The 14,306-nt window shown below is 65.5% G+C and carries 12 protein-coding genes; 5 read left to right on the top strand and 7 right to left on the bottom strand.

What is annotated here, in order from left to right:
* The first annotated feature begins 98 nt into the window (after positions 1 to 98).
* Positions 99 to 1,196, top strand: a complete 1,098-nt coding sequence (locus FHW94_RS11935) for a choice-of-anchor A family protein (protein ID WP_168556020.1) — start codon at positions 99 to 101, stop codon at positions 1,194 to 1,196.
* 81 nt (positions 1,197 to 1,277) lie between these two features.
* Here FHW94_RS11935 and murA read toward each other — a convergent pair whose 3' ends face one another.
* Entirely contained in the window at positions 1,278 to 2,561 is a 1,284-nt protein-coding gene (gene murA, locus FHW94_RS11930) for a UDP-N-acetylglucosamine 1-carboxyvinyltransferase (RefSeq protein WP_168556019.1), read from the bottom strand.
* Between the two features lie 173 nt (positions 2,562 to 2,734).
* Between murA and galU the strand changes: the two genes are divergently transcribed.
* The gene (gene galU, locus FHW94_RS11925; protein ID WP_168556018.1) at positions 2,735 to 3,625 is read left to right on the top strand and encodes a UTP--glucose-1-phosphate uridylyltransferase GalU; all 891 of its coding nucleotides are present in this window, start codon (positions 2,735 to 2,737) and stop codon (positions 3,623 to 3,625) included.
* A 175-nt stretch (positions 3,626 to 3,800) separates the two neighbouring features.
* Here the strand turns inward: galU and FHW94_RS11920 are convergent, their stop codons facing one another.
* The 4 genes from FHW94_RS11920 to glnE all read right to left on the bottom strand — a co-directional run bounded on the left by FHW94_RS11920 (position 3,801) and on the right by glnE (position 8,747).
* Positions 3,801 to 4,541: a M23 family metallopeptidase gene (locus tag FHW94_RS11920; RefSeq protein WP_168556017.1), complete on the bottom strand. Its 741-nt coding sequence runs from the start codon at positions 4,539 to 4,541 to the stop codon at positions 3,801 to 3,803.
* 209 nt (positions 4,542 to 4,750) lie between these two features.
* On the bottom strand, positions 4,751 to 5,551 hold the full coding sequence (locus FHW94_RS11915; protein WP_168556016.1) for a ferritin-like domain-containing protein: 801 nt from the start codon (positions 5,549 to 5,551) through the stop codon (positions 4,751 to 4,753).
* Between the two features lie 10 nt (positions 5,552 to 5,561).
* The gene (locus FHW94_RS11910) at positions 5,562 to 6,035 is read right to left on the bottom strand and encodes a peroxiredoxin (protein WP_168556015.1); all 474 of its coding nucleotides are present in this window, start codon (positions 6,033 to 6,035) and stop codon (positions 5,562 to 5,564) included.
* 3 nt (positions 6,036 to 6,038) lie between these two features.
* Entirely contained in the window at positions 6,039 to 8,747 is a 2,709-nt protein-coding gene (glnE, locus tag FHW94_RS11905) for a bifunctional [glutamate--ammonia ligase]-adenylyl-L-tyrosine phosphorylase/[glutamate--ammonia-ligase] adenylyltransferase (protein WP_168556014.1), read from the bottom strand.
* Positions 8,748 to 8,888: 141 nt separating this feature from the next.
* On the opposite strand from glnE, the gene FHW94_RS11900 reads away from it, so the two are divergent.
* The 3 genes from FHW94_RS11900 (at position 8,889) to wecB (ending at position 12,789) form a co-directional block, all read left to right on the top strand.
* Entirely contained in the window at positions 8,889 to 10,547 is a 1,659-nt protein-coding gene (locus tag FHW94_RS11900) for a M28 family metallopeptidase (protein ID WP_168556013.1), read from the top strand.
* A 9-nt stretch (positions 10,548 to 10,556) separates the two neighbouring features.
* Entirely contained in the window at positions 10,557 to 11,555 is a 999-nt protein-coding gene (locus FHW94_RS11895; RefSeq protein ID WP_168556012.1) for an agmatine deiminase family protein, read from the top strand.
* 106 nt (positions 11,556 to 11,661) lie between these two features.
* Complete coding sequence (wecB, locus tag FHW94_RS11890; protein WP_168556011.1) at positions 11,662 to 12,789, top strand: UDP-N-acetylglucosamine 2-epimerase (non-hydrolyzing); 1,128 nt, start codon at positions 11,662 to 11,664, stop codon at positions 12,787 to 12,789.
* Positions 12,790 to 12,987: 198 nt separating this feature from the next.
* Here wecB and FHW94_RS11885 read toward each other — a convergent pair whose 3' ends face one another.
* Both FHW94_RS11885 and FHW94_RS11880 read right to left on the bottom strand, forming a co-directional pair.
* Positions 12,988 to 13,977, bottom strand: coding sequence for a hypothetical protein (locus FHW94_RS11885; RefSeq protein ID WP_168556010.1), 990 nt, complete (start codon positions 13,975 to 13,977; stop codon positions 12,988 to 12,990).
* A gap of 145 nt (positions 13,978 to 14,122) precedes the next feature.
* Positions 14,123 to 14,263 (bottom strand): hypothetical protein, encoded by a 141-nt coding sequence (locus tag FHW94_RS11880; protein WP_168556009.1) that lies wholly within the window; start codon positions 14,261 to 14,263, stop codon positions 14,123 to 14,125.
* Between the last annotated feature and the right edge of the window lie 43 nt (positions 14,264 to 14,306).

Below are 14,306 nucleotides of genomic sequence, written 5' to 3'. Positions count from 1 at the left end.
CCGACGCAAAACTGTGTTGCGTTGTATCGCCAAGCGTGGCCAGGGTTTTTCGCGCGCCTGACGCTCGGGCGCGCGCTGCGACAGGACATCACTTTCCCATGCCCGCCCCTCATCGGCTGCCCGCCCGTACCCGCCTGACCGCTGCCGTTGCCACGCTGGCTGCGCTGGCGCTGCCGTTCCAGGCCATTGCCGCATCCACCCCGGTGGGGATCGATGCGCTCAAGGTCTACAACCTCATCGTGCTGGGCAACCTTACCTCTTCATCGGAAGTGGAAGGACGTACGTTCGTGGGCGGGAACCTCACGGGCAATTCGTCCAACTATCTCATCTCAACCCTGCCTGCGTCGAGCTATACCGGCCCCGGCCTGGTCGTGGTGGGCGACGTGACGGGCGGGATCAAGAACCTCAACAACGGGTCGGGCGCAATCGTGGGGGGCAACGTTTCGAGCGGGTTCAACCTCAACGGCGCCACGCAGACCGTCCAGGTGGGTGGCGCGATCGCCAACACCAACGTCAATTCCAATACCGTCCAGGCGAACCTGGGCACGACCAATCCGGGCTTCGTCAGCAGCCTGCAGCAGGACGGCAGCCTGATGTCGACCAGCATGACCGGGCTGTCCTACCAGCTTTCCCAGCAGGGCGCGAACAGCACCCTGTCGATCAGCGGCAATCGCGGCACGTTCAACGCGCAGCCGGGCAGCAACGGCGTGGCGGTGTTTTCGATCACGGCAGCCGATCTCGACAAGATCGGCGAGATCCAGTTCAACACCAACGGCGCCGATACGGTAATCGTGAACGTGACCGGCAGCACGATCAACCTGAACGACAATTTCCTGGGTGGCACGGCCAACCTGGGCGAACACGTGATCTGGAACTTCGTGGACGCGACGGACCTGACACTGACGACCGCGTGGGGCGGTTCGGTGCTGGCGCCCAAGGCGGCCGCGCACACCTATAACTATATCCAGGGTTCGGCGGTGTTCGGCAGCCTGGTCCAGGACGGCGAAATGCATATCGGCACGTATAGCGGCAGCTATGTCGTGCCAAGCGATCCGCAAGTGCCGTCTTCGTCCAGCACGAGCAGCAGCAGCACGGGCGGCACCGACGTGCCCGAGCCGGGCATGCTGGCCCTGCTGGCACTGGGCCTGGGCGGGCTGATATTGGGCCGCAAGCGGCGCGACGACGCCGCCGCCTGAACCGGGCGAAGCGCAGACATAAAAAGGGCCGCGCCAGCCATGCTGCGCGGCCCTTTTTGCATGCCCTACGCGCGGGCCGGCTCAATCGCTGCCGACACGCTCCACATCGGCGCCGAGCAGGGCGAGCTTTTCTTCCAGCCGCTCGTACCCGCGATCGAGGTGATAAAGGCGGTGGACCTGGGTTTCGCCCTCGGCGGCAAGGCCGGCGATCACCAGGCTCATCGAGGCGCGCAAGTCGGTGGCCATGACTTCGGCGCCCGACAGCTTGTCCACGCCGTGGACCACGGCGGTGCGGCCCGAGGTTTCGATGCGCGCGCCCATGCGGTTCAATTCGGGCACGTGCATGTAGCGGTTTTCGAAGATCGTTTCGGTCAGCACGCTGGAGCCCTTGGCCAGGCACAGCATGGCCATGAGCTGGGCCTGCATGTCGGTGGCAAAGCCGGGATAGGGTGCGGTGGAAATGGTCACGGGCCGCAAATCGCCATCGGCGGCAATGTGCAGGCCGCCGCGCACCGGCTCTACCGAAACGCCGGCATCGCGCAGCGCCTGGACGGTGGTTTCCATGTCTTCGATCTTGGCGCCCTGGAGCGTGACTTCGCCGCCGGTGATCGCCGCTGCGCAGGCATAGGACCCAGCCTCGATACGATCGGGCATGACCATGTAGGTGGCGCCGTGCAGGCGCTCCACGCCATGGATCGTCAGGTCCGAGGTGCCGATCCCTTCGATATCCGCGCCCATCGCCACCAGCAGGTTGCACAGGTCGACGATTTCCGGCTCGCGCGCGGCGTTGTGCAGGGTGGACTTGCCCTTGGCCAGCACCGCGGCCATCAGCGCATTTTCAGTGGCGCCCACCGACACCACCGGGAAGCTGTAGCGCCCGCCGGGCAGCCCGCCATCGGGCGCGATCGCGCGGACATAGCCGGCGGCCAGTTCGATATGCGCGCCGAACGCTTCGAGGGCCTTCAAGTGCAGGTCGATCGGGCGGTTGCCGATGGCGCAGCCGCCGGGCAGCGACACGGTCGCCTCGCCAGCACGCGCGAGCAGCGGGCCGAGCACGAGGATCGAGGCGCGCATCTTGCGCACGAGGTCATAGGGCGCGACGGTCGAGGTGAGCCGCGTGGCCTGCAGCGTCATCACGCGGCCGAAATCCTCGGGGCGCGCGCCGGCGATCGCAGTGGACACGCCGAACTGGTTCATCAGGTGCTGGAAGCCGTCGATATCGGCCAGGCGCGGCAGGTTGCGCAGCGTTACCGCTTCATCGGTCAGCAGCGCGCAGGGCAGCAACGTGAGCGCCGCATTCTTTGCCCCCGAGACCGGGACCGTACCAGAAAGACGCTTGCCGCCGCGAATGATGATCTTGTCCATCGCGGCGGTTTAGCCGGTTTGCGATGCAGGGCAAGGGGCTAGGCGGCATTGCAGGCAACATGGTGAATATTGCGTTGCAGCATTTTTTGCACGCCCTGCCCGTTGCGGAACTTGTCATCACAAAGGCAGGCTGCTTAACTATCGTGTAACAGGACAATGGGAAAGACAACGTCATGAGCGAAACCACCGCAAGTCCCCGCAAACCGATCCGCAAGGCCGTGTTTCCCGTTGCCGGCCTTGGCACCCGCTTCCTGCCGGCCACCAAGGCCGTGCCCAAGGAGATGCTGCCGATCGTCGACCGCCCGCTGATCCAGTACGCCGTGGACGAAGCGCGCGAAGCAGGGATCGAGGAACTGATTTTCGTGACCGGCCGCGGCAAGACCGCGATCGTGGAGCATTTCGACACCGCGTTCGAGCTGGAAACCACGATGGCCAGCCGCGGCAAGGATCTTTCCGTGCTCGACGATACCCGCATCAAGCCGGGCAACCTGGTCACCGTGCGCCAGCAGGTGGCCATGGGCCTGGGCCACGCAGTGTGGTGCGCGCGCGAAGTGGTGGGCGATGAACCCTTTGCCATTTTCCTGCCCGACGAACTGATGGTGGGCGCGCCCGGCTGCATGAAGCAGATGGTCGACGCTTATAACGAAGTGGGCGGCAACCTGATCTCGGTGCTGGAAGTGCCCGAGGAAGAAGTGTCGAGCTATGGCGTGATCGCACCGGGCGCGAAGATTTCCGGCAGCCTGACCGAAGTGACCGGGCTGGTCGAAAAGCCCAAGCGCGAAGATGCGCCGTCCAACCTGATCATCTCGGGCCGCTATATCCTTCAGCCCGAAGTGATGCGCACGCTGGAAAACCAGGAAAAGGGCGCCGGCGGCGAAATTCAGCTGACCGACGCGATGGCCAAGATGATCGGCACCCAGCCGTTCCATGCGGTGACCTTTGCCGGGCGCCGGTTCGACTGCGGCAGCAAGGCCGGTTTCGTGGAAGCGACGATCGCCTTGGCGCTGGAGCGTCCCGACCTGGCCGACGATGTGCGCGCCGTGATCAAGAAACTGGTGGGCTGAACCCCGCACGCCTTGCCAGCAAGGCAAACAGGGCGGCGAAGCGATCTTGCGCTTTGCCGCCCTTTTTTGCGGGCCAGAGCCGCCACCGCGCGCGGCACCGGCATAGAAAAAGGCGGCCGTTGCCGACCGCCTTTTTCCGCATCCTCTCCGATGCTTTATCCGGGAAAGCTGGCGCTTATTCTTCGCCCTCGCCTTCGGCGTCGGTGGCGTTGAACGCGCGGATCTGCGAAGCGTCGGCGGCGCTGGCCAGCTGGGCAAGATTGGCGTCACGCTGCATGTAGGGCAGCGGATTGACCGCTTCGCCAGCAACGCGAACTTCATAGTGCAAGTGCGGGCCGGTCGAATGGCCGGTCGAACCGACGTAGCCGATCACGTCGCCCTTGTGCACGCGCTGCCCTTCGGCAACCGCGATGCGCGACATATGGCCATAACGGGTTTCAAGATTGCCGCCATGTTCGAGCTGAACATAAAGGCCATACCCACCAAAGCGTTCGGCCTTGCCCACCAGGCCATCGGCGCTGGCGCGGATCGGCGTGCCGGTGGGCGCGGGCAGATCGACACCCTTGTGCGCGCGCAGGCCACCGTAGATCGGGTGGGTGCGCAGGCCAAAGGCGCTGCTCATCGCGCGGCTGCTGGTGATCGGCATCAGGGTGGGGATCGAAACCGAGCTGGAACGAACCAGGGGAGCCTGGGCCGAGGCGGCGTTGCCACCATCGAGTGCTTCCCAACTGGCGAACAGCTTGGAGAATTCTTCATCGCCAGCCGGCGCGGTCAGGCCGGCCTTGGCGGCTTCGGCGTTGCGCAGCGGGGCGGCAATATCGGCGGAAGCGGCGTTGTTGGCCAGAGCCGGCGTGGCAAGCCCAAGAGTGAGAATGGTGCCAAGGGCAGCCAGACCGGTAGACAAGGTTTTTTTCATTGCGACCCGTACAACCTCTTTTCGGCTGGTATGCCGCGCGCCCTGCCCATCGGGCCTTGCGCCATCGGCACCCGCTTTGTGCTGACCCCCAGCGAACCGCGCCTGCCAGACGATCGCGGTGGAACCGCGTGCCCGGCCGGGCGTTGTTCAGAGATTGGTGGTAACCCCCCGCCGATCTCGTGACGGTGGGGTAGCGGCGGGTGCGCCTCTCACGCAAGAGCCGCCATCATTTCACACGACAAACCGGCTGAACGACGCGCCGAGTCGTTGAACGGTGGCTTAACGCTGCCTCGGAAGTGTTGCGTAACCAGCGTTTTCCAAAGCTGCGGTGCCTGTTTACCACGCTCTGCGCACACTTTGGCGAAATGGCTTGTACCAAAACGGACATGCCGCACTTCGTCGTCAACGATTCGCTGCAGGATTCGCGCGGTGGTGTGATCGTCTGCCGCCTGGAAGCGGGCGATGGTCTGCGGTGTCACATCCAACCCGCGGGCTTCGAGCACCATCGGCACGACGGCCAGGCGCGCGGCCACATCGTGCGCCGTTTCGCGCGCCGCATCCCACAGCCCATCGTGGGCCGGCATGGCGCCATAATGGCTGCCCAACGTGCGCAGGCGGCGTGCCAGCAGGGCAAAATGCATCGCTTCGTCTGCGGCCACGCCCAACCAGTCCGACACGAAATCGCGTCCGCGCTCGGCGCCAAAGCGGCCTGCGGCATCGAGCGCCAAGTCGATCGCCACGAATTCGATGTGGCACAAGGCATGGATCAGCGCGAGGCGCCCCCGTTCCGAACCGCCGCGCCCGCGCTTGGGCATCTGGCTCGGCGGCAGCAGTTCGGGTTGTGCGGGCCGCGCCGGCACATCGGGCATGGTCACGTCAAAGGCGAAGGCAAGCTGCCCGGCAGCCCAGTCACGCGCCACGGCCCGCGTGGCCATGACCTTGTCACGCGGATCGGCGGTCAGCATGGCGGCGCGAATCGCCGCCGCCACGGTAGGAAGCGATGGAGTCATGCCGCGCGCGTTACAGCGCCTTGGCCGCCGCGAGAACCTGCGCGGCGTGGTCCTTGACCTTAACCTTGTTCCACACTTGCGCGATCTTGCCATCGGTGCCGACAAGGTAGGTGGTGCGCTCCATGCCCATGTAGGTGCGGCCATACATGGACTTTTCGGTCCAGATGCCGAGCGCATCGGACAGGCCGCCTTCTTCTGCATCGCTGGCGAGCGGCGCGGCCAGGCCATGCTTGGCAATGAACTTCTCGTGGCGTTTGGGCGGATCCTTGCTCACCCCCAGCAGCGCGGTGCCGGCGGCGGCAAAGTCTTCGGCCAGGGCGGAGAAGTCCTTGTTTTCCGTGGTGCAGCCGGGCGTATCATCCTTGGGATAGAAGAACACGACCAGCTTGCGCCCGGCAAAATCAGAAGGCTTCACCGTGCTGCCATCGGGCGCGGTCAGCGGCAGATCGGGCAGCGGATCGCCCACGCCGGGAAAAGTGCTCATGCGTTATATCTCCAATGGTTGCCCGAAGACCTGGCCCCAGGCGTGGGCGATGCGGTGTCTTGCCCGGGCGACCGCGTCAAGCAGGGCATCCCAGCTTTCCTGGCCGCAGGCGGTGGCGACGATGGCACGGCTGGCGGGCGGCGGGAACATGCCATCAGGGGCAACCAGGCGCACCACCACCAGAAGCCCCGCCAACAGATCGTGCGCGCCACGCAGGCCCGCTGGCAGCAGGCCCGACTGCTCCAGCGCGGAAACCGCCGCGCCCAGATCGGGTTCGAGCGCGACATGATCGCGCAATTGCAGGTAGTGTGCGAGGAATTCCAGATCGACCAGGCCACCGCGCGCAAGCTTGACATCGAGCGGGCCTTTCGCGGGCTTGTGCCGTGCCATTTCGCTGCGCATGGCCAGCACATCATCGCGCAGCGCCGTGCCATCGCGGGGACGGCACAGCACGCGGCCGACGATTTCGGCCAAGGCCACGCGATCGGCGGCGGTGCCGAACAGCGGGCGCGCGCGGCACAGCGCCATGTGCTCCCATGTCCACGCATCCTCGCGCTGATAGCGCTCGAAACTGTCGAGGCTGACCGCGATAGGCCCTTGCGCGCCCGAAGGACGCAGGCGCGTATCGACGTCATAAAGCGCGCCGGCGGCCGTGGGCACGGATAGCGCGGCAATCATGCGCTGGGCCAGCCGGTTGAAATAGAGCGTGCCGCCGATCGGCCGTGCGCCATCGGATTCGCGGGCAAAGGCATCGGCCGGCCCGCCGAACAGGAACACCAGATCGAGATCCGAGGCGTGGGTCAGCGCGCCCCCGCCCAGCCGCCCCAGGCCGAGCACGACCATGCGCGCACCGGGCACCTGGCCATGGACGCGGGCAAATTCCTCCTCCGCCGCCGTGCCCAGCACCGCCAGTGCCGCCTCTGCCACGCGGCTGAGCGCGGCGGCGACGGCCAGCGGCGGGTGCAGGCCTTCGACCAGTTGCACGCCCAGGGCAAAGCGCAGTTCGCCCACCTTGCGCCGCACCGCATCGAGCAGGCGCTGGTAATCGTCGCCCACTTCGCCGCGCGACAGATCGGCCATGATCTCTGCAACGCCGCCCGGCAGCGCGAAGGCGGAATGATCGATCAGGGTATCGAGCAGGTCGGCCCGCCGCGCCAGGTCGTCAGCCAGGGTTGGCGCATGGGCCAGCACGCGCATGACCACGGCCATCAGGCCCGGCCGCGCCTCCAGCAAACGGAACACGTTGATTGCCGAAGGCAGCGCGGCCAGGAGCCGCTCCCACCGCGCCAGGGCATGATCGGGGTCTGGCGCCTCTGCCAGGGCCTGGAGCAATTGCGGGCGCACGCGCGAAAAGGCGGCGCGCGCCTCGTCGCTGCGCAGCGCGCGAAAGGCGCCGCTGTCCCACGCTTCCACGCGGCGGGCGAGGCCGTCGGCATCGGCAAAGCCCAGGTCGGCCAGATCCTGGGCCAGGCTGCGGTTGTCCACCGCCACCGCGCCAGTGGGGGAAATGATCGCCAGCAGCGCATCGAAGCGCCGGGCGACCGCCTCGGAAATGCCCTGGATCTCGGCGATCAGCGCGGCGCCATCGGCATGGCCGGACAGTTGCGCGACACTATCGAGTGCGGCCTGGTTTTGCGGCAGGGCGTGGGTCTGCTGGTCTGCCACCATCTGCAGCCGGTGTTCGAGCACGCGCAGCCGGTCATAGCTTTCGCCCATGACCACGGCATCGCCATCGGTGATGATCCCGGCCTCTGCCAGGGCATCGAGCGCGGGCCGCGTGCCGCGCAGGCGCAGCGCCGGATTGCGCCCGCCGTGGATCAGCTGGTGCGTCTGGGCAAAGAATTCCACTTCGCGAATGCCGCCGCGCCCGCGCTTCAAGTCATAGCCCGGCCCCACCTGCTGCCCGGCGGCATAGTGATCGCGGATCCGCGCGGTCAGCCGGCCGATTTCGGCAATCGCGCCGAAATCCAGGCTGCGCCGCCACACGAAGGGGCGGATCGTGTCGAGGAACGCCTGCCCGCGCGCCACATCGCCCGAAGCGGCTCGCGCGCGGATATAGGCGGCACGTTCCCACGCCAGCGCACTCGATTCATAATGCGTGATCGCGCCTTCGAACGGGATCGCCAGGGGGCTGACTTCCGAAGCGGGGCGCAGGCGCAAGTCGATGCGGAAGACATAGCCTTCATCGGTGATGGTGGAGAGCAGTTCCACCACCCCGCGCGCCACGCGTTGCGCCGCCTCTCCCGGTTCGTCACGCGCGCGGCGCGGCAGGGCATCGGGATCGTAGAGCAGGATAGGATCGATATCCGACGAATAGTTCAATTCCTGCGCGCCATGCTTGCCCAGGCCAATCGCGGAAAAGCCCACCGAAAGCGCATCGGGCACGCGCCGCGCGATCGCCGCGGCAATCGCCGCATCGAGCGCGCGATCGGCAAAATCGGACAATTCCTGCATGACCCGGCCAAGCGGCAGCGCGCCGGCGATATCACCCACCGCCAGGGCCAGCGCCAGGGCCAGCCGTTCGCGCCGCAAGGCGATGCCCACATCGTCGCACCCCTCCCCCGCGCGACGCGCATGGGCTAGCGCAGCCTCGATCTTGCCCGCTGCCAGCAAGGCAGCCAGATCGGGCTGGCGATCGAGCGCGCGGGCCAGGAACGTGGTATGCGCGCGCGCCAGGACCAACCCTTGTTCCCAATCGATTCCGTGCGGCACGCGGGCTTCCTCTTTAGCTGGCCGTTCGCGCGGCCACGGCAGGCCGTCTTGCCGCAGCGGGCCGCCTCTGCCAAGTAGCCGGCATGAGGCCCGCGCGTTCCCCCCATGGCGCGGGATTGTTTGCAAAAAGGGATTTGCCCCATGCGTGTTTCCTTTGGCGCCCGCGCGGCTGCCTTCCTGCTGGCCACGGCGCTGGCCGCCCCCGCGCCCGTCTTTGCCGCCACCGCCCCGGTGCCCTCCGTGCCGGTTCCGCTGATGCGCGAAACGATCAAGACCCTCGCGTCTGACGAACTGGAAGGCCGCGCGCCCAGCGGGCCCAAGGAACAGGCGGTGCTGGATGCGATCATAACCCGCTTCAAAGCCGCCGGCCTCAAGCCCGGCAACAAGGGGCAGTGGCTGCAACCCGTGCCGATGGTGACGATCGCGGCCAAGAACATCAGCCCGCTGACCGTGGGCAGCCTGTCGTTCAAGCCGGGCGCCGATTTCGTGGTGGGTTCCTACCGCGAGGCCGATCACACCGCGATCGACGCCAGCGAACTGGTCTTCGTTGGCTATGGCATCACCGCGCCCGAGCTGGGCTGGGACGATTATGCCGGCGTGGACATGAAGGGCAAGATCGCGGTGATCCTGGTCAACGACCCGGACTATGAAAACGCCGACGAACAGGGCCTGTTCAAGGGCCGCCGGATGACCTGGTACGGCCGCTGGCCCTACAAGTATGCCGAGGCCGCGCGCCACGGCGCCAAGGCTGCGCTGATCGTGCACGATACCTTCCCCGCCGCCTATGGCTGGAACGTGCTGGAATCGAGCGGCGGCACCGGCAATTTCGTGGCCAGCGCCAACAAGGGCATGGACCAGACCGAGGCCAATGGCTGGATCCGCCGCCCGGTGGCCGAGGCGATCTTCCAGGCCGCCGGCAAGGACTTTGCCGCGCTGTCGACCGCCGCCAAGCAGAAGGGCTTCCACGCGGTGCCGCTGGGCGCCACGGCCAGCCTGTCGTTCAACAACACGGTGACGCACAGCACCTCGCACAACGTGATCGGGGTGATCCCCGGCACCAGTCGCGCCAATGAATATGTGCTCTATTCCGGCCACTGGGACCACCTGGGCCACTGCAAGCCCGATGCCACCGGCGACGATATCTGCAACGGCGCGATCGACAATGCCAGCGGCGTGGGCGCACTGGTCGCGCTGGCGCAGATGAACCGCCGCGCCGGCCCCACGCCGCGCACCCAGGTGTTCGCCGCCTGGACGCTGGAGGAATCGGGCCTTCTGGGTTCGGAATACTATGCCCAGCATCCGGTCTATCCGCTGGCCCGCACGGTGGGCGGGGTCAACATGGATGCGCTTTCGCTGATCGGCCCGACGCGTGACGTGCAGGTGACCGGGGGCGACAAGTCCGATCTCACCGCCATCCTGCGCCAGGTGGAAAGCCAGATGCACCTGACCGAAACGCCCGAGGATCACCCCGAGCGCGGGCACTATTACCGGTCTGACCATTTCAGCCTGGCCAAGCGCGGCGTGCCGATGTTTGCCGTGGGCCGCGGCACCGACCTGGTCAATGGCGGCACCAAGGCGGGCGAAGCGGCCACCGAAGACTATGTCGAGCATCACTATCACCAGCCTTCGGACGAATATTCCGATAGCTGGGACATGACCGGCATGGCCCAGGAAGTGGAACTCTATTACCGCCTGGGCCGCGCGCTGGCCACCGGCACGACCTGGCCCAACTGGCACCAGGGCGACGAGTTCCGCGCGATCCGCGATGCCAGCCGCGCAACCGTCACGCAGGGCAAGTAAGCAAACCTGATGAGCGAAAACACTTTCACGGGCGGTTTGATGCCGCCCGAATTCGCCCCGCAGGACTGGCTGTGGGTGGGCTTTCCCCACCTGGCCGAGGAATGGTCGGGCGTGATCGACCGCGCGCAGGAACAGATCGCACAATTTGCCAGCACCGTGGCCGAGAGCGGCCAGCCGGTGAAGCTGATCGTGCGCGATGCGGCCAATCGCATGCGGGCCGAGCGGCTGACCAGCGCCGCCGTGACCATCGAAGAGCGCGTCTATGGCGACGTGTGGCTGCGCGACACCGGGCCGCTGGTGGTGTCGGATAGCGCCGGCGGGCGCCGCGCGCAGTTGTTCGGGTTCAACGGCTGGGGCGGCAAATACCTGATGCCGGGCGACCAGGAGATCGGCGCCAGGCTGGCGGCCGATGCGGGCCTTTCCGCCAGCAAGGCCGATTGGGTGCTGGAAGGCGGCGCGCTCGATGGCGATGGCACCGGCCTTGTCGCCACGACCGAGCAATGCCTGCTCAACCCCAACCGCAATCCGCACTTGTCGCGCGCCGACCTGGAAATGCGGCTGCACCGCGATCTGGGCTATGACCGCGTCTTGTGGCTGGGCGACGGGCTGATCAACGACCACACCGATGGCCATGTCGACAACCTGGCGCGCTTCGTCGGCGCCAATCGCCTGGCTTTGCCCCGCGCCACCGGGCCGGACGATCCCAACGCGGCGATCTATGCCGATGCTGCCGCCCGTGCGCGCGATTTCGGCGTGGACTTGGTGGAAGTGCCCTCCCCCGGCCGTATCGAATGGGGCGGCACGATCCAGCCGGCCAGCTACATGAACTTCGTGATCACCACGCATATGGTGATCGTGCCGGTGTTCGGCTCGGTGCACGATGCGGCCGGCGTGGAAGCGATCGGCGCGCTGTTCCCCGGCCGCGCCACGGTTGGCGTGATGGGCGATGCCGTGCTGGTGGGCGGCGGCGGATTCCACTGCGCCAGCCAGCAGATGCCGAGGGCCTAAAGGATCGGGATGTGGAGAGGCTAGCCCGCTACCGCTCCACATCCGATGTTTCCCTTAAGCGCAAGCCCTTATCCGGCGCTTAAGATTCGCCCTATAAGGCGGGCCCATGACCCAGCCCGCACCCAAGACCGTCCTCCTCGTGTTCGGCACCCGGCCCGAGGCGATCAAGATGTTTCCCGTGGTTCACGCCTTGCGCGCCGATGGGCGCTTTCGCGTGGTCACTTGCGTCACCGCGCAGCATCGCGGGATGCTGGACCAGGTCCTGGCCATCGCCGGGATTGTGCCCGATCATGATCTCGACCTGATGCGCCCGAACCAGACGCTGGATGGATTGACCGCAGCGCTGCTGACCGAAATCGGCAAAGTGATGGACGCGGAAAAGCCCGATTGGGTGGTTGTCCAGGGCGATACCGCCACGGCCATGGCGGGCGCGCTGGCCGCCTATTACCGCAAGATTGCCGTGGCCCATGTGGAAGCGGGGCTGCGCAGCCACAATATCTATCACCCCTGGCCCGAGGAGGTGAACCGCAAGATCATCGGCACGATCGCCGCGCTGCATTTCGCCCCCACCGAAACCGCCGCCGCCGCGCTGCGCGCCGAAAACGTGGGCCCGGCCGCGATCCACGTGACCGGCAACACCGTGATCGACGCGCTGCACTGGGTGACCGACAAGATCGCCGCAGAGCCCACGCTCGCCAGTGGCCTGGCGCCGCTCGAAGCCCGCTTTGCCGGCAAGCGCCTGATCGGCGTGACCAGCCACCGCCGCGAAAACTTCGGCGGCGGGCTGGAAGCCATTGCCGAGGCGATCCGCACCCTGGCCGCGCGGCCAGATGTGGCGCTGATCTTCCCGGTCCACCCCAACCCCAACGTGCGCGCGGTGATGGACGCAGCCCTCGCCGGCCTGCCCAACGTCGCCCTGATCGAACCGCTCGACTATCCCCACTTCGCCCGCCTCCTCGCCATCAGCGAGATCATGCTGACAGACAGTGGCGGCGTGCAGGAAGAAGCCCCGGCACTGGGCAAGCCCGTGCTGGTGATGCGCGAAACCACCGAGCGCCCCGAAGGCGTGGAAGCCGGCACCGCCAAACTGGTCGGCACGGATGCGGCGCGCATCGTGGCAGAGGCGACCATGCTGCTGGACGATACCGCCGCCTATGCCGCGATGGCGCGGGCGCATAATCCGTTCGGCGATGGGCATTCGGCCGTACGGATTGCGGATTTGCTGTCGGGTTAGAAGAACTTAGCCCCTAACTTTTCAATTGGCACCGGCAGAGGGCCTGCGGGCAAGGGGCTTCGACAAGCTCAGCCCGAACGGAATCTCAGGGAACTCCATACGTACCTCCCATTCGCCCTGAGCTTGTCGAAGGGCTCCGCGCGCGGCGCTCGCGGCTGGAAGGACACTCGGGCCAAGTCGAACCTGGAACGTCTTGGCTTATTTTGCAACACTACTCAGTGGGAGCAGCCGAACCTTAATTTTGCTTGGTTCAATTTCACCCTGATCAGGATATAGAACGAGGTTCGCTGCCGGCTGTGCTTTCCTTGCTAGTGGTGGACGAACACCAAACATGTAACATTGCCCGAGCTTTCCGTTGAGTTTGAGATCGTTGGCTGACTGGTACCGACAGAAGACGGCAACGAGGGGCGCACAACAAATTTTACCCGTGGTATCTGGCAGGAACCACTCTTGATTTACCTCGGCTTGGAAACGGAACTCAGCATATTTACCGGGCGCTATTATTTCTCCAAACCCGTCTGGAGCTGTTATAGAATCAATCTTCCCCTCGATTTCTTTTCGGAAATTGCCTTGCAAGATAGCAATCGCTTCCATTGGAACGTTAGCAAAATCGATCAGAAAATTCACTGCTGGCACGCTGCCGTGGTTATATACTTTAACGAGAACGTTGAACCAAGCGCCGTCATCGTCCCACCGCACGGAACTCTCCGGCTCAATTTCCATGGTTATCCACGGCCGAAGCGCCTGTTCGGCAGCATCCGCACTCCTTTTCGTGTGGTACGCCGCACGTTCAGCAAAAAAAGCGGCTGCGAAAGCGGCAAGCAATGTGAGAATTCCTGCACTAAAGCCCCACGCAGCAATTCGCGTCTGCTCATACGCTACAATGGCACTTGCGTCTGCCGCGTCCGCTGCGCGCCTGGCTTGTACCAGGCTGTCATTGGCTTCACGATACTGTTCTTCCGCTTTTGCGCATGCATCAGCCTTCCGTGTGCGCAACTTGACGGGTAGCACGCTAATCCTAGCCGGTTGGCAGTCACTCCCAACAGCGCGATAGAAATTGGGTTGCTCACTTTGGCCAATGCTACCGACAAGATTTGGTCGTTCGGGTTGCAAAAGCGATCCCAACGCAACAGCGATGACCAGGCTTAAGAAAGCCGTGAAAAAGAATAACCGATAGCCAGGCGCCATTGAGTCAGAAACACCGTTGTGAATCTACGACGGAGAATGTCGCGCAGGTTCGGCTCCGTGTCCACCGCAGGAATTGCAGAAACTAAACCGCCGCTGCGCCTGAACTATCAATAGCTTGCCTCTCAAAGGTTATGCCATCCGCCGCCTACTTCCGCAACCTGCGCCACAGCAGCACCCCCGCCACCGGCACCGCCAGACCCAGCGCTGCAAATGCAGCCACTTTTGCCGCGGCCATGGCTATGCCCGACAGCAGGAACAGCACGATTTCCAGGGTGGCTTTCAGCATGGGCGGGGGCGGCGCAGCATCCGGTTGCAACGGGGGAACGGCA

The sequence above is a fragment of the Novosphingobium sp. SG720 genome, assembly GCF_012275365.1.
GTDB lineage: Bacteria > Pseudomonadota > Alphaproteobacteria > Sphingomonadales > Sphingomonadaceae > Novosphingobium > Novosphingobium rhizosphaerae.
This window is presented reverse-complemented; position numbering and strand designations above follow the sequence as displayed.